Source organism: Rhodanobacter sp. BL-MT-08, assembly GCF_054161255.1.
In genome coordinates, this window is the sequence record NZ_CP167872.1 from 4,067,166 (window position 1) to 4,089,492 (window position 22,327).

The 22,327-nt window shown below is 65.0% G+C and carries 13 protein-coding genes and 1 pseudogene; 3 read left to right on the forward strand and 11 right to left on the reverse strand.

Going from position 1 to position 22,327, the window contains the following annotated elements; all coding sequences use genetic code 11:
- Positions 1-19: 19 nt before the first annotated feature.
- Both ACDK93_RS18125 and ACDK93_RS18130 read right to left on the reverse strand, forming a co-directional pair.
- Positions 20-556, reverse strand: coding sequence for a pseudouridine synthase (locus ACDK93_RS18125; protein WP_458070415.1), 537 nt, complete (start codon positions 554-556; stop codon positions 20-22).
- Between the two features lie 23 nt (positions 557-579).
- A complete protein-coding gene (locus ACDK93_RS18130) occupies positions 580-1,500 on the reverse strand; it encodes a class I SAM-dependent methyltransferase (RefSeq protein WP_458070416.1) in 921 nt (306 codons plus the stop codon).
- A 331-nt stretch (positions 1,501-1,831) separates the two neighbouring features.
- Between ACDK93_RS18130 and ACDK93_RS18135 the strand changes: the two are divergent.
- Positions 1,832-2,775: pseudogene (locus tag ACDK93_RS18135) on the forward strand (aldo/keto reductase).
- 31 nt (positions 2,776-2,806) lie between these two features.
- Here the strand turns inward: ACDK93_RS18135 and ACDK93_RS18140 are convergent.
- From ACDK93_RS18140 to ACDK93_RS18180, 9 genes are all read right to left on the reverse strand, one after another.
- Complete coding sequence (locus tag ACDK93_RS18140) at positions 2,807-3,910, reverse strand: TraB/GumN family protein (RefSeq protein ID WP_458070417.1); 1,104 nt, start codon at positions 3,908-3,910, stop codon at positions 2,807-2,809.
- A 20-nt stretch (positions 3,911-3,930) separates the two neighbouring features.
- The gene (locus ACDK93_RS18145) at positions 3,931-5,034 is read right to left on the reverse strand and encodes a TraB/GumN family protein (RefSeq protein ID WP_458070418.1); all 1,104 of its coding nucleotides are present in this window, start codon (positions 5,032-5,034) and stop codon (positions 3,931-3,933) included.
- Between the two features lie 104 nt (positions 5,035-5,138).
- On the reverse strand, positions 5,139-6,917 hold the full coding sequence (aceK, locus tag ACDK93_RS18150) for a bifunctional isocitrate dehydrogenase kinase/phosphatase (RefSeq protein ID WP_458070419.1): 1,779 nt from the start codon (positions 6,915-6,917) through the stop codon (positions 5,139-5,141).
- 42 nt (positions 6,918-6,959) lie between these two features.
- Entirely contained in the window at positions 6,960-8,429 is a 1,470-nt protein-coding gene (locus ACDK93_RS18155) for a diguanylate cyclase (RefSeq protein WP_458070420.1), read from the reverse strand.
- A gap of 148 nt (positions 8,430-8,577) precedes the next feature.
- Positions 8,578-9,837, reverse strand: a complete 1,260-nt coding sequence (gene icd, locus ACDK93_RS18160; protein WP_458070421.1) for an NADP-dependent isocitrate dehydrogenase — start codon at positions 9,835-9,837, stop codon at positions 8,578-8,580.
- Between the two features lie 320 nt (positions 9,838-10,157).
- Positions 10,158-10,430 carry a hypothetical protein gene (locus ACDK93_RS18165; RefSeq protein ID WP_458070422.1) on the reverse strand — a complete coding sequence of 91 codons (273 nt, stop codon included), beginning with the start codon at positions 10,428-10,430 and terminating at the stop codon, positions 10,158-10,160.
- A gap of 442 nt (positions 10,431-10,872) precedes the next feature.
- Positions 10,873-14,004: an efflux RND transporter permease subunit gene (locus ACDK93_RS18170; RefSeq protein WP_458070423.1), complete on the reverse strand. Its 3,132-nt coding sequence runs from the start codon at positions 14,002-14,004 to the stop codon at positions 10,873-10,875.
- 274 nt (positions 14,005-14,278) lie between these two features.
- A complete protein-coding gene (locus ACDK93_RS18175) occupies positions 14,279-17,527 on the reverse strand; it encodes an efflux RND transporter permease subunit (RefSeq protein WP_458070424.1) in 3,249 nt (1,082 codons plus the stop codon).
- 230 nt (positions 17,528-17,757) lie between these two features.
- A complete protein-coding gene (locus tag ACDK93_RS18180; RefSeq protein WP_458070425.1) occupies positions 17,758-19,011 on the reverse strand; it encodes an efflux RND transporter periplasmic adaptor subunit in 1,254 nt (417 codons plus the stop codon).
- A 511-nt stretch (positions 19,012-19,522) separates the two neighbouring features.
- On the opposite strand from ACDK93_RS18180, the gene ACDK93_RS18185 reads away from it, so the two are divergent.
- Together ACDK93_RS18185 and ACDK93_RS18190 are read left to right on the forward strand one after the other, a co-directional pair.
- Positions 19,523-20,044, forward strand: coding sequence for a c-type cytochrome (locus ACDK93_RS18185; RefSeq protein ID WP_458070426.1), 522 nt, complete (start codon positions 19,523-19,525; stop codon positions 20,042-20,044).
- Positions 20,045-20,206: 162 nt separating this feature from the next.
- Positions 20,207-22,204 carry a bifunctional 2',3'-cyclic-nucleotide 2'-phosphodiesterase/3'-nucleotidase gene (locus ACDK93_RS18190; RefSeq protein WP_458070427.1) on the forward strand — a complete coding sequence of 666 codons (1,998 nt, stop codon included), beginning with the start codon at positions 20,207-20,209 and terminating at the stop codon, positions 22,202-22,204.
- Positions 22,205-22,327: the final 123 nt, after the last annotated feature.

The window sequence follows — 22,327 nt, forward strand, 5'->3', positions numbered from 1 at the left end:
GCTGCTTTGGTGTGACTGTTTACCGTGACAACACGCGCGTCTCGCCCGGTCCCAGACCATCCAGCGCATGCTCGCCGATCTGCACGCGTATCAAGCGCAGCGTGGGAAAACCCACCGCCGCCGTCATGCGTCGCACCTGCCGGTTGCGGCCTTCGCGTATGGTCATGCTGAGCCAGCTGGTCGGTAGATGCTTGCGGTAGCGCACCGGTGGATCGCGCGGCCATAGCCAGTCCGGCTCATCGACGCGCTTCGCATCGGCCGGAAGCGTCGGACCATCGTTCAACGACACGCCACGTCTCAATGCAAGCAGGGCCGCGTCGCCGATCTCGCCGTCGACCTGGACCAGATACGTTTTCGGCTGCTTGTGCCGCGGGTCGGTGAGCCGATGCGCCAGCGCGCCATCGTCGGTCAGCAGCAGCAGGCCCTCGCTGTCCTGATCCAGCCGTCCAGCCGCATAGACGTCCTTTTGCTTCACGAAGTCGGCCAGGGTGCGGCGGCCGTTCTCATCGGTGAACTGGCAGAGCACACCGTAAGGCTTGTTCAACGCGATCAACATGACGCCATGCTGCCTAGCCTAGCTCAGTGGGTCGAGCTGACAGCAGCCGGGGTCACCGGCTTGATAAAGCGCAGCGTCATGCGGTCCGATTCGCCGATCGCTTGATACTTGGCCTTGTCGGTATCGCCCAGCGCGTACGTCGGGGGCAGCGTCCACACGCCCTTCGGATAATTCTTCGTGTCCTTCGGATTGGCATTGATCTCGCTGCTGTCTTCCAGCACGAAGCCGGCGTCGGTCGCCATCTTCACCACATATTTGGTTGGCAGGTAGCCGCTCTTTTTCACCGCGTCCAGCACTGCGCTATCGTCGGCGCGATGGTCGACCACGCCGAGCACGCCGCCCGGCCGCAGCACGGTGTAGAACGCCTTGAACATCGCCGGCGTGGTGTCCGCCATGACCCAGTTGTGCACGTTGCGAAAGGTCAGCACCAGGTCCGCTGAGCCCGGCGCGCCGAACACCGGCGCCTTCGGATCGAAGGTGACGAACTTCGCGTTGCCGTAATGCATCAGGTCGGAGGCAAACTTGCGATGCAGCGCATCCTGATCCTTGCGTGCCTCGTCACTGCTGTCGGGTTTTTCCACGGCAGCCACGTAATGGCCGTTGTCATGCAGCAGCGGCGCCAGAATCTCGCTGTACCAGCCGCCGCCGGGCGTTATCTCGATCACTCTCTGATCCGGACGGATGCCGAAAAACTGCAGCGTCGCCTTGGGATGACGATAGACATCGCGGGCGCGGTTGTTGGGCGAACGCCAGTCGCCGGCCAGGGCGGCATCGAGCTGCTGGCCCGTGAAATCACTGGCGCTGGTGGGAGGCACCAGCGCATCGGTCGGCTGATCGGGGGCCGTCGAGGCGGATGCCACGGCCTGCGCAGCCGCCATGGGCGGCAAGCCGACGCATGCGGCCAGCAAACATGCAGCAAGCGCACGCGAAAATTTGATGTTCATGGTGCCAGCCCCTGACCCTTGATTCATTGATGATCGGCTCATTGATGGTCGATGCAGCCCGTGTTCGGTCGACGTCTTTCCACGATAGCTTGTGCGCGGGCGTCCACGCGTGAAGAGATTCTACGTCAGCCGACACGTGCCGGTGCCGCCGCACCACCTGCAGGGAACCGATGGCAAGACGACCGGCAGGTGCTGGCCAGCCATTGACCGCCCAGCCACGCGAACGACGTGGACGTGCGGCATGAACGCATTTTCACGCCTCCGCAGCAGCGCAAGGCGCATGCTCGGCCGTCATCGAACACTTGCTTCCAACGCTTACTGGAGACTCATCATGGCTTTGCGTCAACTCGGCAATTCCGCGCTTTCCGTCGCTCCGCTCGCATTTGGCGGCAACGTCTTCGGCTGGAGCGCGGATGAGAAGCGCTCGTTCGAACTGCTGGATGCGTTCGTCGACGCCGGCTTCAATCTGGTCGACACGGCGGACGTCTATTCGGCCTGGGTCCCGGGGAACAGCGGCGGCGACTCGGAAACCATCATCGGCAAGTGGTTCAAGCAAGGCGGCAAGCGCGACAAGGTGGTCATCGCGACCAAGGTGGCCAAATGGGACAAGCAGCCGGGCCTCTCGCCGATCAATATTGCGCAGGCGGTGGAAGGTTCGCTGAAGCGCCTGCAGACCGATCATATCGCCTGTACCAGGCGCACGAGGACGACGCCAGCGTACCGCTAGAAGAAACGCTCGATGCCTTCGGCCGGCTGATCGCGGCGGGCAAGGTGCGCGTCATCGGCGCGTCCAACTACACCGCGGACAGGCTCGCCGAGGCCTTGAAGGTTTCGCGCGAAAACAACCTGCCTCGCTATGAAACCCTGCAGCCGGACTACAACCTGATCGATCGTGCGGGCTATGAAAAGGAGCTTGAGCCGCTGATCCGCAAGGAAAACATCGGCGTCATCAGTTACTTTTCGCTGGCCAGCGGCTTTCTAAGCGGCAAATACCGCAGTGAAGCCGATCTGGCCAAAAGCAGCGCGCGCGGCGGCGCGGTGAAGAAGTATCTCAATCCGCGCGGCATGCAGATTCTGGCCGCGCTGGACGACGTCGCCGCGTCGCACCACGCGAAGCCGGCGCAGGTCGCGCTCGCCTGGCTGATGGCGCGTCCGGGCATCAGCGCACCGATCGCCAGCGCCACCAGCGTGGAGCAGCTGCATGAACTGGTCGGCGCGGCCAGGCTCAGCCTGACTGACCAGGACGTGGCCCAACTCAATATCGCAAGCGAGTGACCGCTCCGAGCTGTGGGATAAAGGACGGCGCTCAGCGGCGCGGGGCATCGTCCGCTTTCGCCGGCGCCGGCGGAACGCTGGTCGCTGCGTCGCTCAACCCGTCCGGCAGGACCACCGCGTACCCCTTCGCCTGCAGCGCGGCCATGTAGCTGTGATCGCCGAGCAGGCGCTCCATCGGCAGCTGGGCGAACGTCACGCGATTCGTCTCCAGAGCCTTGATCGCGGCGGCCAGCCAGGTGGCTTCGACCCGGGCCTCGATATCGGTCAACCCCAGCTGGTGAGCGAGGCCCGATGCGTTGACCGCCGCCAGGCACACCTGCAGCTGATCGCTCAGCGGCAGCCGGCGCAGCGTGTCCAGATCGCCGGTGGCCCACGAGTTGGCGCGAGCGCGCATCAGTGCGACGTCGCTGTCGAGATGATCGAGCGTCTTGGCGAAGCAGTCGCGGTCGTCCATCGGGGTTTTCTTGAAATCCTTCACCACGGCCTTGGGCTGATCCACGACAACGGTGTAGGTGACCGGAGTCAGCTTGAGGTCGTGCTGCGCCGCCGCCTTTTTGATCAGCGGATCGAGCATGTCGTTGCTCAGGTCGGCCTGCTTGATCGCGGCGATGAACAGCGCCGCCGCGGCGAAGATCGGCCGCTGCTTTTCGACGCCGTTGTCCCAGCCGAGATACCTTTTCTTCAGCACCAGCCAGCGCGCGTACTGATCCGGCGGCACCACGTCAACCAGCCGCTTGCCGTCGGGGTTGTTGCGCACGCCGATCAGGCTGGGCAGCAGGCCGAGCGTGCCGAAAAACCCGAGCTTGGCATCCACCTTGACCTGCGGCCTGTCGAGCACCTGCTGCGAGTCGGCGATGGCCGCCTGCACGTCGCGCGCCTGCCAGTCCATATGCTTGGGCAACAGATCGAGCGTGCCCAGTACCCACAGCACGTGATCGCCCTTGCTGACCTTCCACAGGCCCGGCCCCGGCTGCACCCCGCTGACGCTGACGCCCTGCAGCTCGGTGACCTTATTTGTGGGCGGCGGCGAGATCGAGGACGCAGGCGCCGGTACATCGACGGCCGCGGCCACCGAAACAAGGCCGGCCAGGCACACAGCAAACAGTCGTTGCGCGAAAGGTCGGGAGACCGGCACGCGCGGCGCGTTCCGCACGTTCAATGACGCGTTGACGATGTGGCCGGCGCCGACGCGCCCGATGCCGGATTCGCCGCAACCGAGCTGGCCGCGGCGGGATCACTGTCATCGCTGCCGTCGTCCGGCGCTTCGACCTGGTAGCCCTCGGCTCTGAGCCGAGCCAGATAACCGTCGGGCGAGAGCAGTTCCTTGATCGGCAGCATGGCGAACGTCTGCGTGTTTTTTGCCAGCGCGCCGCGCGCGATGGTCAACCAGTTGGCCTCCATCTTTGCCGGCACGTCCGACAGGCCGAGCTTGTGGGCAAAGTCGGCGTCGGTGACGGCGGTGATGCAGGTGCCGCGACGGTCACTGTCGGGCAGCTTGCGCAGTGCCTCCAGATCACCGGTGGCCCAGGCGTTGGCACGCAGGGTCATGGCCGGCATGTCCTGTTCGACCGCATCGAGCGTGCGGCCGAAGCAGGCGATATCGTCGAGGCCCGAAGCCTTGAACGCCTTGATCGCATCGTGCGGGTGCTCGATCACCAGCGGGTACTCGGTGGAGGTTTCCGGCACGCTGTACTTTTTCGCCAGCGCGTCGATGCTTGCCTGGACGCCGCCGGACTTGCTCAGCTGGTTCGCCTTCAACGCCTTCTTATAGAGCTCCTGCGAGGCGAAGATCGGCTTCCAGCGCTCTATGCTGTTGTCCTTGCCGATGTACTTGAGCTTGAGCGTTTCCCAGCGCGCATAAAGCGGCGCCGGCAGCACCTGCTGCAGGGTGGCGCCGTGATCGTTCTTGCGCGCGCTGTAGGCGGAAGGCAGCAGAAAGAGTTTGCCAAAGAAACTCACATCGACCTTCAGCTTCACATCCGGCAGCTGCAGCACCTGCTGCGAGCCGGAGATCGCCGTTTCGACGTCGGCCGAGCGCCACTGCATGAGCTGCGGCAGCGGCGAGATTACGCCCAGCAGCAGCATCGTGTGGCCGCCCTTGCTCACCTTCCACAGGCCAGGTCCGGGCTGCACGCCGCTGACCGCGACGGCCGCAAGGTTGGTCACGCTCGACGGGGAGGCAGGCAGCGTCGCCGGCGCCGTCTGCGCTGCGACACCGAGCGATAGAGCTAGCAGGCAAAATGCCGATACCGCGCGCATGGCGTGTCCTTGGGGGTCCGATCGTCGGGCTGCAGTATTGACCGCCATTTCGACCGAAGGTGCATGACCGCGCGCGGGAGTACATCCGGCATTCACGCTCGCGCTCATCGCAACGCGCCTGGCGGATCGGCCGACGCCACGGGATGGGCCAGGCGCGCTTCCGGCGGATAGGGTGGCACGTCCACATAATCCCCTGCGCGCAGCCGATCCTGCAGGCTGCGCCACCATGCGGGGTCGAAGATCTCGCCGTGCGCTTCGATCAGCGCGTCGCGCAGTGCGTTGGGTACACCGAGAAAATTGACGAACAGCTCGGGAAACACATCGTCCGGCGCCGCATAGACCGAATCCTGCAGCGACTGCATCTCGTCGTCCTCGTGCTGCTTGGGCAGCGCGCGGAAATGGCATTCGCCCAGCGTGCACAGCTCGTCGTAGTCGTAGAACACGGCGCGACCGTTGCGCGAGATGCCGAAGTTCTTCAGCAGCAGGTCGCCGGGGAAAATATTGCTGCCAGCCAGATCCTTGATCGCCTGGCCGTAGTCGCACATCGCGCGCACCGCTTCGGCCGGCTCGACCTCGCGCACGTACAGGTCCATCGGACGCATGCGGTGCTCGACGTAGCAGTGACCGATGACCAGATCGTCGCCGTCGACGCGCACGCTTTGCGCACATTCGTCCAGCAGCTCGCGCAGCAGCTTTTCGTCGAACTGGCGCAGCGGAAAGCGCAGCTGGCCGAACTCCTGCGCATCGATCAGGCGGCCCACGCGGTCGTGGTGAAAGACCAGCCGGTATTTTTCCTCGACCTGCTTGCGCACCATGTCCTTCGGCCAGGCGAAACGGTCGCGTATCAGCTTGAACACCACCGGCAGGTCGCGCAGGGTGAACACGGCCATCACCATGCCGCGCTTGCCGTCGGCGTGCACGAGCTTTTCCTGCGGATGGATGGCCAGATGGCTGAACACGCGGCGGTAGCGCTCGGTCTTGCCCTGCTTGGCGCGGCCCAGCACGGCGTACAGTTCCTCCAGCGGCTTGTGCGGCAGCAGCGCCCGCACGAAGGCCACCACCGCGCCGACGTTGCCGATGTCGGCGTGGAAATAGCTGCGCGCATAGCCGAACAAAATCGAGATCTGCTCGCGCACGGTCAACAGGGCATCCACGCGCACGCCGTCGTCCGCGTGCGTCAGCGCGATGACCAGCGGATGGCGCCGGTGGCCGACGCGCAGGCGCCCGACGAGGTAAGCGCGGCGATCGCGATAGAACACCGCTTCCAGAAGATCGATCACTTCCACCATCGACAGGCCGGCCGCGTGAAGACGCGCGTCCAGCGTCCGCGCCAGCGCCGCCGCGCAGCCGGATCGATCGGCGTAGGCAAAGCCGGCATCGTCGAGCATCCGCGCGCATGCCGAAGGCAGATCACCTTGCACGTCATAGTGCCGATGCGGCGCGGCATCGCTGCCTTCGGTATCGGGCTCGCGCTCCAGCGCCTCGAATTCAATCTCCGAGGCGAAGCCGCGCGTATGGAAGTGACGGCGCGACAGCGAGTTGAACCAAGTCTTGTAGAACTCCCGATCGGTCAGCCCGGCGAGCTGCTGCTCGAATGCACAGCGCATGGCCGCCCACAGCGGACGGGAGCGCACGCGATCGTCGAGCAGGCCGTCCAGCCGTCCCTGGGTTTCGCGGATGCAGACGTCGTAAAGGTCGATGCGCTGGCGTGCATCCAGCGCGCTGCCATGCCAGTCGCGCCGTTCGAATCGCCGGCGCGCCCGGCGCGTGATATCGGCAAAGCGCGCGTTGTAGTCGGCAAACGCGTCGACCAGCAGCGCCGCCGCTGCACTCGCCTGCGGCATGACGACAGGATGGGCGGACGGCTCGCGCGGCGAATTCATCGGCCTAGTCTAGCGCTGGCAACGCATGGATTGGCTGGCGTCTCAGACAGCCTGCTCGACGCGGTTGCGGCCCTTACGCTTGGCCTCGTAAAGCGCGCGATCGGCAAGGGCAATCAGGCTCTCGGCCGTGCCGCCGTTTACCGAGGACGAGCAGGCGACGCCCGCGCTCACCGTCACCTGTCCGAAGGAGCTGGCAACATGCCGCAGGGCGAGCTGCTTGATGTGCTCGCACAAACGGTCGGTCACGGCGCCTGCAGCCGCCAGCGTCGCGCCGGGCAAAATCACCACGAACTCCTCGCCACCGTAACGGGCCAGCGTGTCCGCGGGACGCAGCAGCGACTTTCGCAAGGCGTCCGCGACAAGCCTGAGACAGGCATCGCCGGCAGGATGGCCGTAGCTGTCGTTGTACTGCTTGAAAAGGTCGATATCGATCAAAACCAGCGAAATCACCTGATCGCCCCGCTGCACGACGCGCCATTCGCGCTCGATCGCCTCGTCGAAGGCACGCCGGTTCAGCAGGCCGGTCAGCGCGTCATGCATGGCCAGTTCCGCCAGCGTACTGCGATCGTGCCGCAGCAGATCTTCGGTCTCGATGTGCCGGACCTGGCTCAGGATGCTGCGCAAACCATAACCGAGCACGGCGACGACCACGCCGGCAATGCCCAGATTGGTGTGCTGGCGCTGATAGAGCAGCAGCAGCGACAGCGTCAGTACCGACAGCGACAGCAGCAGCGGGCTGCCGCTGCGCACGAAGTGGACGAACAGCGAACTCTTGCGAACCGGCGCCACGCGGGACGACGGCGACCAGGCCACGATGGCAAAAAGCAGAAACGGCGCATCGATCACGATGTCGTAATAGCTGCCGATATCCGGCGCGACGCCGAGCGCGACGTGGTGGTTGTAGTAGGCCGCGCAAACGAAGTACAGCCACGCATAGCTTGCCAGCGTGCGGAACAGATGCCGGTCGGCCGACGTTTCCGATGCCACGTAGCGGATCAGGGTCGTGACCGCCAGAAAGGCATTCTCGACATCGAAGGTATACACGATCACGCTGGCGGACTGATGGCTGAGCTCGCCATGCAGCGTGGTCCACGAAAACGTCAGCACGAAATAGAGATAGCCCAGCACGATGGCGAGCAGAGCGTCGATGCTGCGCTGGACGCCGTTGCTGCGGTCCAGACCGATGGTGGCGACGGCATAGGTGATCGGCACGCCGTAGAGGATGTAGAGCAGCATGCTGCCGCCCGGGACCTGGCTCGGATCGGACAGCGCAAGATCGGCGTCCAGGCTGCTGATCATGCCCAGCGTCCACAGCAGCAGACTGATCGCCGCCAGACTCCAGCCCCGCGCCGGAGCGAAGCCCTCGATCCGGCATCGACGAAACGCAATCGCCGCACCCAACAGCGGCGCGGCGATCAGGAAAGCATAGGACGCGAACATCGCGTGCGCCGACCAAAACGCGATGGCGGCCACGTGCAGCAGGACAAACGCGATAGCCAGCACCCACTTCATCGTGCGCCAACCACCTCCAGTCTGTTCGCCCCAAACGATCGTCGTCGTTACCTTAGTACAAATCAAAACGACCCGCGTGGATCGCGCCAACAAAAAAGGGGCCGCAACCGCGACCCCTTTTCGTCAACTCAACGGCCGTAAGGCTGGATCACAGCGCCGCGATCAGCGCATCGCCGAACTCGGAGCACTTCACTTCCTTGGCGCCGTCCATCATGCGGGCAAAATCGTACGTCACCGTCTTGGCGGCGATCACCTTGTCCATCGCCTCGATGATCTTGTCGGCCGCCTCGTTCCAGCCCAGGTGACGCAGCAGCAGCTCGCCGGACAGAATCACCGAACCCGGGTTGACCTTGTCCTGGCCGGCATACTTCGGCGCGGTGCCGTGAGTTGCCTCGAACACGGCGTGGCCGGTGACGTAGTTGATGTTGCCGCCCGGCGCGATGCCGATGCCGCCGACTTCCGCCGCCAGCGCGTCGGAGATGTAGTCACCGTTGAGGTTCAAGGTGGCGACCACGTCGTACTCGGCCGCGCGGGTCATGATCTGCTGCAGGAACGCATCGGCGATCACGTCCTTGACCACGATCTCCTTGCCGTTGTTCGGATTCTTGAAGCTCATCCACGGGCCACCGTCCAGCTCGACCGCGCCGAACTCGTTCTTCGCCAGGGCATAGCCCCAGTCGCGGAACGCGCCTTCGGTGAACTTCATGATGTTGCCCTTGTGCACCAGGGTCACCGACTTGCGGTCGTTGTCGATGGCGTACTTGAAGGCCGCGCGCACCAGGCGCTCGGTGCCTTCCTTCGATACCGGCTTGATGCCGATGCCGGACGTGGTCGGGAAACGGATCTTCTTGAAGCGGTCGGGGAAGTTGTCCTGCAGCAGCTGCAGAAACTTTTTCGCGTCGTCGGTGCCTTCCTGGAATTCGATGCCGGCATAGATGTCTTCGCAGTTCTCGCGGAAGATCACCATGTCCACCGCCTCGGGCTTTTTCACCGGCGAGGGCACGCCCTTGAACCAGCGCACCGGGCGCAGGCAGGTGTAGAGATCCAACTGCTGGCGCAGCGCCACGTTGAGTGAGCGGATGCCGCCGCCGACCGGCGTGGTCAGCGGACCCTTGATCGAAACGAGATACTCGCGGCAGGCTTCGACGGTTTCGTCGGGCAGCCAGCTGCCGGTTTCGTTGAAGGCCTTTTCGCCGGCCAGCACTTCCATCCAGTGAATCTTGCGCTCGCCGTTATAGGCCTTGGCTACGGCCGCGTCGAGCACGCGCACCGAAGCGCGCCAGATATCGGGACCGATGCCGTCGCCTTCGATGAAGGGCACGATCGGCTGATTCGGCACATGCAGCGTGCCGTCGGTAATGGTGATCTTGCTGCCGCCGCTCGGTGGCGTGGGCTTGTTGTCAGACATGGAAATCTCCGGCTGGTGAATCAGGACCTGCAAAAACGTCAGGACGGACATGGCGCCGCCCCGGACAAACACAAGACGCCCATTTTCGCCCGAAAGGAACGCGCTGACCATGCCGGCCGTGCGGACTGTTCATAGGTCTACCGCGCAAGAGGGCGCCATCGCCGCGGAGTGGGCGGATGACGATCTCTCGCCGGAACGTATCGGCGACGGGACGCCCAATAAAAAAGAGCGCGGATAACCGCGCTCTTTTTGTGTTGCTTGCGAGTGGCTTGTCCGGGCCGTTGCCGGCCATGGAACAAGCGCTCTGCCGCGTAGACGGATTAGTGTCCGGCGGTGGAGGTGCTGGCCGGGGCAGCCGCCGTGCTGGCCGGAGCCATCGCCGCGGTGGAAGCCGGCGCCATGGCGGCGGTCGAAGCCGGAGCCATCGCCGCGGTGGAAGCCGGCGTCGGCGTGGCGGCCGGAGCGGCGGTCGCAGCAGCAGGCGGGGTCGAGTCAGCCGGTGCCGACGAAGAATCGTCGCTCTTGCCGCAGGCGCTCAGCGACAGGACGGCGGCCAGCGAGGCAGCGCAGATCAGGGTGCGGGTCATCTTCATACGTACATCTCCAGTATCTAAGGGTTGGAAGGAAATTTTTTACATCTGACCGGGTCTGATCCGATCGGGGTCTATAAGCTGATCACGACGGGCATCAAAAGCGGCTTCCATGCATCGGCGCTGCCGTCAAACTACCAGGCAACCGCGTACAGGCTATCACCTGTCGCTACTGTTGTAGAAGATAGCCTGCTTGCGGGTGAATCAACAGCCGCCCCGTTCAGGGGCGGTACGAGCACACGTCACGGGTCGAACCGACGGACGAACCACTCAACATCCCGACACTGAAAAGAACAGGCCCTACGCCCACTCGTCACGCGTTTCCTGGACCTTTCGCGTCGCCCACGCATACCCGGTCGCCGGTTAACCGCCTGTGAGCATCGGCGACGCAGCCGCCGCGCCGATCGGCAGCCCTCCACATGAGGCGCGGCGTTTCCGGCCGGGCTCAGCGTCTGGCGCCGAGCAACCGGCGCGACCGCACACGCTCGCGCCACCGAGCCCGCCAGCCTTTCGAGTGCGCGGCCAGGCAGGAGAAAATTACGTACAGCGCCGGCGTGCTGAGCAGGGTCAGGCTCTGCGAGATCAGCAGGCCGCCGATCATGGCGATGCCCAGCGGACGACGCAGTTCGGAACCCTCGCCCAGACCGATGGCGATCGGCAGGGCCGCCAGGATGGCCACCATCGTCGTCATCATGATCGGCCGGAACCGCACCAGGCACGCCTCGCGCACCGCCTCCAGTGGCGATTTGTGATGTTCGCGCTCCGCCACCAGGGCGAAGTCGATCATCATGATGGCGTTTTTCTTGACGATACCTATCAACAGCACCAGCGCGATCTGTGCGATCACCGACAGCTCGGTGTCGGTGATCCACAGCGCCAGCAGCGCGCCGGCGCCGGCAGCTGGCAAGGTGGAAAGAATCGTCACCGGATGGATCAGACTCTCGTACAGCATGCCCAGCACGATGTAGACGGTAATGATGGCGGCGGCGACCAGCCAGAGCATGCCGCTCTGCGACTGCTGGAAGCGGCGGAAATCGCTGCCGATGTTGAGCTTCATGTCACCGGGCATGCGCATGTTGCCGGCGGTCGCCTGGATGATCTGCAGCGCCTCGCCCTGACTGATGCCCGGCGCCAGGTTGAAGCTGAGATCCATCGTCGTCTGCTGGTCCTCGTGCGTGACCTGGGTTGGCGCCAGCCCCGCCTGCTGATGCGCGAACGCCGTCAACGGAATCATCTGGCCGCTGGACGATTTGACGTAGGTCTTGTCCAGCGACGCCGGCGATGCGGTCTGACCGGGCAAGGCGTTGATCACCACCTTGTACTGGTTGAGATCGGAATAAATCGTCGACACCTGGCGCTGGCCGAACGCATCGTAGAGGGCACCATCGATCGTGCCCATCGACAAGCCCAGCCGTGATGCCTTGTCGCGATCGACGATGATGTCCTGCTCCAGGCCGGCGTCATCGACGTCGCTGCCGACATCCTTCAGCTTCGGATTCTTGCGCAGTTCGGTCACGAGCCTGGGCAGCCACAGCTGCAGCTGGGCCAGGTCGTCGCCCTGCAGCGACACCTGATATTGCGCACCCTGATTGCTGCCGCCTCCGCCGAAGCTGGGCAGGTCCTGGATCGGGCGCAGACGTACGTTGAGGTCGGGATAGCGCGCGGCCTTGGCGCTCAGCCGCGCCAGCGCCGCGAAGGTGTCGTCGGTGCGACCGTCGGCGTGACTTTTCAGCTGGATATCGAAAAACCCGCTGGCGCCCTGCCGACCGCTGCCCAGGCGCGAGCCTACGGTGGCCACATCCTTGTCCTTCAGCAGCATGTCGATCAGCCGCTGCTGGCGATTGACCGAATCCTGAAAGGACACCGTCGCACCTGACGTGGCGCGACCCCGGATCAGCCCGGTGTCCTGCGGCGGGAACAGGCTGGCCTTGACCTGGGTGAACATGAATACGGTAAATACGATCAGCAGCAGCGGCGTCAGCGCGAGCATCAACGCATGGCGCAGTGAAAAGTCCAGCGCACGCGTGTAGACCGCGAGCATCCTGTCCTGCATCGACTCCAGCGCGCGGCCAAGACGCGAGGGCTTTTCCGGCTCGCTGTGACCTTTCAGGAACAGCCCGCACAGCGAGGGCGTCAGCGTCAGCGACACGACGGCCGAAATCACGATCGCCGCCACCAGCGTCATCGTGAACTCCTTGAAGAACAGGCCGGTGATGCCGCCCATGAACAGCAGGGGGATGAACACCGCCACCAGCGAGCCGGTAATCGACACGATGGTGAATCCGATCTCGCGCGCGCCGGCCAGCGCCGCCTCTTTCCGCGTCATGCCCTGATCGATATGCCGCACGACGTTTTCGATCACCACGATCGCGTCATCGACCACGAAGCCGATGGAGATCACCAGCGCCAGCAGCGTCAGGTTATTGAGCGTGTAGCCAAGGATGTACATGACCGTCGCCGCACCGGCCAGCGAGAGCGGCACGGCCAGCGCGGCGATCATCGTCGGCGCCAGGCGGCGCAGGAACATCGCCATCACCAGCACGACCATGGCCAGGCTGATCAGCAGCGTCGCCTGCACCTCGTGCAGCGAGGCGCGGATGGTCGGCGTGCCGTCGAAATAGGGCGTAAGTGTGGTGCCCGGCTGCAGGAAGCCGCGCAGCTCCGGTATGGCGGCCTTGACGCGATCGACCGTGCCGATGATGTTGGCGTCGGACTGCTTGTAGACATACATCAGCACCGCCGGCTTGCCCTGGAACCAGGCCGCCTGATACGCGTCCTGCTGGCCATCGTAGACCTTTGCCACGTCCGATAGCCGCACGGGTGTGCCGCCCTGATTGGAAATGATCAGGCTGGAAAAATCATCGGCAACGTGCAGCGCATCGTTGGCAGTCACCGCCATGGTGGTCCTGCCATCGGACAGAAAGCCCTGCGGCGAGGTGACATTGGCCGCCGTCAGCGCATTGCGCAGATCATCCGGCGACAGGCCCTTGGCGTTGAGCGAGCGCAGATTGACGTCGACGCGCACGGCCGGCGTCGACGCGCCGGCAATATCCACCGAGGCGACGCCTTCGAGCTGACGCAGGCGCTGGGCGAGCAGCGAATCGGCCACATCGTAGAGATCGCGCGAGGACTGCGTGTCCGACGTCAGCGCGAACGCGATGACGGGGTCGTCGTTGGGGTTGGCTTTCTCGTAGCTCGGAGGGTTGTTGAGACCGGAAGGGAGATCGGACTGGGCCGCGTTGATCGCGGCCTGCACGTCGCGCGCGGCGGCGTCGAGATTGCGGCTCCCGTCGAAAATCATGAACACCTGCGTGCTGCCCAGCGAGCTGGACGAACGCAGGGTGTCGATGCCAGGTACCTGCCCCAGATGCCGTTCCAGCGGCGCGGCCACCGTGGACGCCATGGTACCCGCGCTGGCGCCGGCCTGGCTGGCCTCCACAAAGATCACCGGCACCTGGATGTCCGGCAGGGCGGCCACGCCGAGCAACGCATAGCAGATCACGCCGACCACAAAAAGTCCGATGGCCAGCAGCGAGGTGCCTATGGGACGACGGATGAAAGGACCGGAGATGTTCATGCTGCGTGGCGAAGCGCGAGAGCGGCGCGCGGCCAAAGAACGTTAACGCCGCCATCAGCGGCTGCGTAGAAGAGAGAGTGAACCTGAAAAACGCTTTGCACAGAACATCCGAAATCGAAAAGTGGGGCAGCAAAAAGTGGCGTCTTCCGCCCGGTCATGACACCGCATGCCAGCGCACCGCCATCAAGACGAAAGGGGCGACCGGCTCCCGCCGCGCCCCTTTCCTTTCGTGCCGTCCGCTCATGACCGGACGGTCGCCATCGAACCGCTGGAATCACGTCACGCTCCGCACCTGGCGGCGTCCTTGCGCATGGGCCAGCGCGCGCCTCTCGCGGCGCGCTTCCATCCAGTCCGAGAAACGCTCCATATGCAGGTAGATCACCGGCGTGGTGTACAACGTCACCAGCTGCGACAGCAGCAGGCCGCCGACGATCGACACGCCGAGCGGGCGGCGCAGCTCCGAACCAATGCCGTTGCCCAGCGCCAGCGGCAGCGCGCCGAGCATCGCCGCCGCGGTGGTCATCATGATCGGTCGGAAACGCAGCAGGCAGGCGCGACGGATCGCCTCGCGTGCGTTCAGCCCGGTGCGCTTCGCCTCGATCGCGAAGTCGATCATCATGATCGCGTTTTTCTTAACGATACCGATCAGCAGCACGATGCCGACGATACCGTCCACCGACAGGCTCATGCCGCAGAGGATCAGCGCCAGCAGCGCACCCACGCCGGCCGGCGGCAGCGTCGAGATGATCGTCAGCGGATGGATGTAGCTCTCGTACAGCACGCCCAGCACGATGTAGATCACGATGATGGCGGCCAGCAGCAGCAGGACTTCATCGCCCAGGCTGTTGGAGAACTCGGCCGCCTTGCCGATGAACTGGCCGCGCACCTGGGCCGGGAATTTCAGCTGCCGTTCCACCTCGTGAATCGCGTCGACGCCCTGCGACAGCGAATAGCCCGGCGCCAGGTTGAACGACACCGTCACTGCCGGCAGCTGCTGCGAGTGGCTCACAACCAGCGGCGCCGTAGTGACCTGTGCCGTCGCCAGCGAGGCGATCGGAATGATGCTGCCGGTGCCGACGATCACGCCGGTATTGGCCACGGCAATACCGGTGCTGGTCGACGAATTGCTCGATGCCGCCTGGCCAAAGCTGGTGGCATTGCTGCCGGTCAGCGCGCCGTTGCCGTTGCTCTTCACCGCCAGCTGGTTCAGCAGCGACGTGCTGTTGCGGAACTGCGGCGCCACCTCCAGCACCACGCGATACTGGTTGAGCTGGGTGAAGATGGTGGAGATCTGGCGCTGGCCGAATGAGTCGTAAAGGGTGTCGTCGATGGTCTGCACCGGCACGCCGAGGCGGCTGGCCTTGTCGCGATCGATGGTGAGTTTGAGCGCCGTGCCCTGGTCGGCGAGGTTGTTGTCGACATCGGCCAGTTCCGGACGCTTGCGCAGCGCCTGGGTCATCTGGTTCGCATAGCCGGACAGTTCGGTCGAGTTCACGTCGGACATCGAGTACTGGTACTCGGTGGCCGATACCTGGCTGTCCAGGGTCACGTCCTGCACGGGTTTCAGATACAGCGCCACGCCGGGAATATTGGTCGCGGCGTTCTGCAGGGCGGCGACGACGGTGTCGAGATTGGCGCGATCGCCGCGATCTTTCAGCACGATGCTGAGCTGACCCTGATTCAAGGTCGGGTTGACCGAACCGGCGCCGATGAATGCCGCCACGCCGGCTACCCCGTCGACCTTGCGCAGCGCGTTGGCGACCGCCTGCGTGCGCTGCTCCATCTGCGGAAACGCCACGTTCTGATCGGCCTGCACCACGCCGGTGATCATGCCGGTGTCCTGCTCGGGCAGCAGGCCCTTGGGGATGATGATGTACAAAATGATGGTGATGACGACCGTGATACCGGCCACCACCGTCGTCAGCCGCTGGTGGTCGAGCACCCAGTCGAGCGAGCGCTCGTAGCCGCCGACGATGCGCGTCCACAGGTTCTTCGTGCCGGCCGCCGCATGACGCTCGTGCACGTCGTCGCTGTCGGGCAGCTCGTCGGCCTTCAGCAGGTACGCGCACATCATCGGCGTCAGGGTCAGCGACACCAGCATCGAGATGACCACCGCGATGGTCAGCACCCAGGCGAACTCGTGGAACAGGCGGCCGGTGACGCCGGGCATCAGCAGCAGCGGCAGGAACACCGCCACCAGCGACACCGTCAGCGACAGCACGGTGAAGCCGATTTCCCGGGCGCCGACCTCGGCCGCCTCCTTGCCGTCCATGCCCTGTTCGATATAGCGCACGATGTTCTCGATCATCACGATCGCATCGTCCACCACGAAGCCGGTTGCGACCGCCAGCGCCATCAGGGAAAGATTGTCCAGCGACATGCCGGTGAACGACATCACCGCGAACGTGCCCAGCAACGACAGCGGCACGGCCACCGACGGAATCACCGTCGCCCACAGCCGGCGCAGGAAGACGAAGATCACCGCCACCACCAGGGCGATGGTGATCAGCAGCGTCATCTCCACGTCGTGCACCGAGGCGCGGATGGTCACGGTGCGGTCGGCGAACACGTCCAGATGCACGTCGGCCGGCAGCACGGCCTGCAGCTGCGGCAGGATCTGCCGGATCGACTGCACCGTCTGCACGATGTTGGCGCCCGGCTGACGGCGGATGTCGAGCAGCACCGCCGGCTTGCCGTTGGCCCAGGCGGCGAGCTGGTCGTTCTCGACGCCGTCGACCACGCCAGCCACATCGGACAGCCGCACCGGCGCATTGTTGCTGTAGCTGATGATGGTGTTCTTGTAATCCTCGGCGGTGGCCAGCTGGTCGTTGGTGCCGATGCTGTAGCTCTGCGTGGCGCCGTTGAGCGTGCCCTTGGGCGCGTTGACGTTGGCCTGGGTCAGCGAGTTGCGCACGTCCTCCATGGTCAGGCCCAGGTTGGCCAGTTGCGCCGGGTTTACCTGCACGCGCACGGCAGGGCGCACGTTGCCGGCAATCGAGACCAGGCCCACGCCCTGCACCTGCGACAGCTTCTGCGCCAGGATCGAGTCGGCGTAGTTGTTGACGTCGCGCAGCGGCAGCGTGTCCGAGGTAAGCTGCAGGGTGAGGATAGGCGCGTCGGCCGGATTGACGCGGTTGTACACCGGCGGATACGGCAAGGTGCTGGGCAGCGTGCCGCGCGCCTGGTTGAGCGCGGACTGCACGTCCTGCGCCGCGATGTCGATATCGCGGTCCATGTTGAACTGCAGCACGATGGTCGACAGGCCGGCCGACGAGTCGGACGTCATCATCGACAGGCCGGAGATCTGCCCGAGGTTGCGCTCCAGCGGCGTGGTCACCAGCGAGGCCATGGTCGCCGCGCTGGCGCCCGGATACTGCGTGGTCACGACCAAGCTGGGCGCCTCGATCTCGGGCAGCGCCGACACCGGCAGCTCGCGGTAGCCGAGGATGCCGAGCAGCAGCACCGCCACCATCAGCAGCGAGGTGGCGATCGGTCGGCGGATGAAGAGGGTGGAGAATCCCATGAGGCGGCGCCGGTTAAAAGCGGGGAACGGGGACGCGCGCAGCGCGAACGCCGCAGGCGGCCCGAAGGGCGAGCAGCGAAGCTGCGAGTAACGGGGAATGGGGAACGTCGCGTTTCACGAAAACCTGCAGTGACCGCAGAGAAGAGGGTTGAAAGATACGGGCAACGATCCGGTTACCGCACGCTACCGTTCCCCGTTCCCCATTCCCCGTTCCCGCTCTCAATTCACAATCACCCACGACGACCACCGCCCTTCTGACCGTCCCGCTTGGCCTTGAGCATGTCCGCCTCGCTAGGGGCGGCGGGCACTTCGCCGGGCTTGAGCGCCTGCACCTTGCTGCCGGGCTTCAGGCGGAACTGGCCTTCGGTGACCACCTGATCGCCAACCGCCAGACCCTTGCTGATCATCACGTTGCTGACGCCCACCTCGTTGGCCACGGTGACCGGCTGCATCTTGACCGTCTTGTCGGCCTGCAGCTGATACACGTAGTCGCCGTCCGGGCCGCGCTGTACCGCCTGCGCGGGAATCACCAGGCCATTGGCCGTGGTGCTCACCTTCAGCTGCACATTGACGAACTGGCCGGGCCACAGGTTGCTGTCCAGGTTCGGGAACTGCGCGCGCAGCTTGAACGTGCCGGTGGTGGTGTTGATCTGGTTGTCGATCACCTGCAGCACGCCGCCGCTGGCCAGCGGGTGCGCGTCGGTCTTGTCGAGCGCCGCGACCGACAGCTGGGCGCCACCCTTGACCGCATTGCGCACGGTTTCCAAGTTCTGCTCCGGCAGATAGAAGATCACGTAGATCGGATGGATCTGGGTCAGCGTGACGATGGCGCTGGTGGTGGTGACCACGTTGCCCGGATCGACGCTGCGGATGCCGGTGACGCAGTCACAGGGCGAAATGATCTTGGTGTAGTCGAGCTGCACCTTGGCCGACTTGATCGCGGCCGCGTCGGACGCGACGGTGCCTGCGTTCTGCGCCACGTTGTTGCGATAGGTGTCCATGTCCAGCGCCGCCACATAGCCCTGCGACACCAGCGCCTCGTTGCGCTTGAGCGTGCTCTGCGCCGTGGCCAGCAGCGCCTGATCCTGCTTCTGCTTCGCCACGGCCTGGTCGTAGTTGGCCTGATAGGTGCGTGGATCGATCTGCGCCAGCAGATCCCCCTTCTTCACCGACTGACCTTCGGTGAAGTTGAGCGTCATCATCTCGCCGGCGACCTGCGGGTTGATCGTGACGGTGTTGAGCGCCTGCACGGTACCCAGGCCGGTGAGATAGATCGGCACGGACTGGCTCACGACCGGCTGCACGGTGACCGGCACGGGCGCCGCATCCTTGTCGCCCTGGGTGTCCTGGCCCTTCGCCGAGGCGTTCTTGCCCGCACCCGGAGCACCGGTCGTGGCGGACGGCTTGTGCAGCAGCCGCAAGCCCACTAACGCCACCACGATCACTGCTATGACGATCAGGGTGATCTTCCAAAAACGCGACATGTGAAACTCCTGGACTTGAAACAGCGCGGCAACGTGATCCACAAGGCTGAGGGCCATGCACCGACTGGTGTGCATGGCGTATGGGTTGGAGCTGGTCGGGTTTCCCCTGCCGACACGACGACCGGCGGCTCCGCTGGGATGAAATGATAGGTGCAGTGGAGCGGGCTTGAACAATGCCAGTTGACAGGGGTCGGCCATGACCGATGGCAGGGGCAGCTCCATGCAGACCGCTTTTTCGCGGCATGGTTCGCGCGCCGCGCTACGGCGCGGGGCATCGCTTCCTCGATCCGATGCGCCTGGAGCGGGCTTCGCTTATAACGGGCTTCGTCTATAATCCTGCGCTGGTTGCCTTTGAGCGAGCATGGCAACCGCGCGCAACAGCCAGCGCTGCAGCTGCCTCAGTGCAGGTCTGGCCACCACCGGTGCAACAGAACAGCCATCAGGTAAGCCGGAACAGCCGCACTGGCTCACCGCCCTGCCTACTGAAAGGAGTACGTGCGTGAGCTGTCCCATGAGCAATTCCGACAAGGCCACCATCCGCCAGTTGATCATCATGGTGGGCGGCCTGGTTGTGCTGACCCTGGTCCTGATGTTCGCGGGCTACGAGATCTACGACCACGCGCCGAAGGAAACCAACCCCAACGCGTCCGTCGCCGTGGCCGACCGCATCGCGCCCGCTGGCGCCGTGTATGCCGGCAACACCGGCCGCGCCGCGATGCAGGCCGCGGCGGACGCGGCGGCCAAGGCCGCGGCGTCGCAGGTGGCCTACGGCGGCACCACCGACGGCAAAACCATCTTCAACAACCTGTGCACCAGCTGCCATACCGCCGGTGTCGCCGGCGCGCCCAAGGTCGGCAACAAGGCCATGTGGGCGCCGCGCATCGCCGAGGGCCTGGACACGCTGGTCAAGCACGCCATCGAGGGCTATCACGGCCCCGACGGCAACTACATGCCGGCCAAAGGCGGCAATCCCGCGCTGACCGATGCGCAGGTCAAGGCCGCGGTCACCTGGATCGTCGATCAGGCCAAGTAAGCCACCTTGCATCGAACGCATGCAACGCCGCCTCCGGGCGGCGTTGTTGTTTCAGCCTTGCGACGCTGCATCCGCCTGCGTCGCGAAAACCGTCATTTCCATCTGCTAGCGTCCGTGCCCGGCTTCGGCCGCACGCATTGCCACCGTTTACTGGAATCCCGCATGTCGTTACGTCTCATCACCCTCGCCGTTCTTGGCCTACTCGCCGGTTGCGCCAGTCAAACCACCAGGCTGCCGGACGGCACGCAGGCCAGGGTGGCGATTCTGGAAACCACCGACGTGCATTCGAACGTGCTGAGCTACGACTATTACAAGCTCAAGCCGGACAGCACGCTGGGCTACGAGCGCACCGCCACGCTGATCCGCCGCGCCCGCGCCGAGTTTCCCAACACCTTCCTGTTCGACAGCGGCGACACCATCCAGGGCAGCGTGCTGGCGGACTATCAGGCGCTGGTCAAACCGATCGCCTGCGACCAGGAGCTGGCGATCTATCGCGCGATGGACGCGATCGGCTACGACGGCGGCACGGCCGGCAACCACGAGTTCAATTATGGGTTGGGCTTTCTCTCGCAGGCCACCGGCACGCCGATGAACGTCGACGGCGGCCGCAGCGATCGCTGCGCCGGGCCGCACTTTCCGCTGCTGCTGGCCAACGTCGACAGCGTGCGCGACGGCCGGCCGATCTTCAAACCGTGGACGATGGTGACGAAAACCATCGAAGCGACTACGCCCGACGGCCACACGGTCAGCGTGCCGCTGAAGATCGGCATCATTGGCTTCACGCCGCCGCCGATCATGCAGTGGGACAAGCAGAACCTCACCGGCAAGGTCACGGTCACCGGCGTGGTCGAGGCGGCACAAAAATATCTGCCCCAGCTGCAGGCGGAGCATCCGGACCTGATCGTGGCAATTCTGCACGGCGGCCTCGACGCCGCGCCGTACACGCCGGCTATGGAAAACGGCGGCTGGTACCTGGCCGGCGTGCCGGGCATCGACGTGCTGCTGCTCGGCCACGCGCACACCGAATTCCCCGGCCCGCACTACGCCGGCATGAAGGATGTCGACGCGCAGCGCGGCTTCGTGCGCGGCGTGCCGGCGGTGATGGGCGGCTTCTTCGGCAAGGACCTGGGCGTGATCGCGCTGGCGCTCGATCGGCAGCAGGGCCGCTGGGTGATCGATCGCAGCGGCTCGCACAGCGAAGTGCGGCCGATCTGCGCTGCCGCCCCCGGTGCCAGCAAGTCGGCCAAGCCCGAGTGCGTGCCGGCCGATCCGCAGATCGCGACGCTGCTCGATCAGACCCAGGCCGCGGCCATCGCCTACGTCAACACGCCGATCGGCGACAGCCGCGTGCGCCTGAGCAGCTACTTTGCCGACGAAGGCAATATGACCGCGCTGGCCGTGGTCAACGCGGCGCAGGCCGACTACGTGCGGCGCGAGCTGCCGCGCACGCATCCCGAACTGCGCGATGTGCCGGTGCTGTCCAGCGCCGCCGCCTTCCGCACCGGCTTTGGCGGACCCGACGATTACACCGACGTCGCCGCCGGCCCGCTGACGCTGCGCAGCGCGGCTGATCTGTACTTCTACCCCAACACGCTGGCTGCCGTGAAAACCGACGGCGCCGGCCTCAAGGCGTGGCTGGAGAAATCGGCCGAGCGCTTCAACCGGATCGATCCGACCAAGACCGGCGAACAGCCGCTGATCAACGAGGCCTACCCCGGCTTCAACGTCGACCAGATCCAGGGCGGCATCCACTACGTCATCGACGTGTCCAAGCCCGTCGACCAGCGCATCACCGCGCTGACCTATCACGGCAAGCCGGTAACGCCCGAGCAACCCTTCGTGGTGGTCACCAACAACTACCGCGCCAGCGGCGGCGGCCACTTTCCCGGCCTCGACGGCAGCAGCATCGTGCTGGCCGCGCCGGACGGCACGCGCGAAATTCTGGCCGACTGGTTGAAGCAGAAAAAGCAGATCGGCGCGAACGATCTCGAACCGACATCGTGGACGTTTGCACCGCTGAAAACCCGCGGCCCGATCGTCTTCACCGGCGCCAGCGGCAGGCAGGACGTGGCGAACGCCGCCGGGCTGACCAACATTCGCCCATCGAAAGACCACGGCGACGGCACGGCCACCTACACGATCGACTTGTCCAAACAGTGATCGACGGATAGCGTGGTCGACGTCCCGCTTGCGCTTGCCCGGCATGGATGTCGTTGACCGCCGCGGCGTCGGTCGCCTGCGCTAAAGGTAGCGCAGCCGCTTCCATCAACCACGACGACAAGG

Coding starts and splice junctions, on each gene's coding strand:
- aceK (WP_458070419.1), bottom strand. CDS start 6,917: ATGAATTCGCCGCGCGAGCCGTCCGCCCATCCTGTCGTCATGCCGCAG.
- ACDK93_RS18190 (WP_458070427.1), top strand. CDS start 20,207: ATGTCGTTACGTCTCATCACCCTCGCCGTTCTTGGCCTACTCGCCGGT.
- icd (WP_458070421.1), bottom strand. CDS start 9,837: ATGTCTGACAACAAGCCCACGCCACCGAGCGGCGGCAGCAAGATCACC.
- ACDK93_RS18165 (WP_458070422.1), bottom strand. CDS start 10,430: ATGAAGATGACCCGCACCCTGATCTGCGCTGCCTCGCTGGCCGCCGTC.
- ACDK93_RS18145 (WP_458070418.1), bottom strand. CDS start 5,034: ATGCGCGCGGTATCGGCATTTTGCCTGCTAGCTCTATCGCTCGGTGTC.
- ACDK93_RS18180 (WP_458070425.1), bottom strand. CDS start 19,011: ATGTCGCGTTTTTGGAAGATCACCCTGATCGTCATAGCAGTGATCGTG.
- ACDK93_RS18130 (WP_458070416.1), bottom strand. CDS start 1,500: ATGAACATCAAATTTTCGCGTGCGCTTGCTGCATGTTTGCTGGCCGCA.
- ACDK93_RS18185 (WP_458070426.1), top strand. CDS start 19,523: ATGAGCAATTCCGACAAGGCCACCATCCGCCAGTTGATCATCATGGTG.
- ACDK93_RS18155 (WP_458070420.1), bottom strand. CDS start 8,429: ATGAAGTGGGTGCTGGCTATCGCGTTTGTCCTGCTGCACGTGGCCGCC.
- ACDK93_RS18125 (WP_458070415.1), bottom strand. CDS start 556: ATGTTGATCGCGTTGAACAAGCCTTACGGTGTGCTCTGCCAGTTCACC.
- ACDK93_RS18175 (WP_458070424.1), bottom strand. CDS start 17,527: ATGGGATTCTCCACCCTCTTCATCCGCCGACCGATCGCCACCTCGCTG.
- ACDK93_RS18170 (WP_458070423.1), bottom strand. CDS start 14,004: ATGAACATCTCCGGTCCTTTCATCCGTCGTCCCATAGGCACCTCGCTG.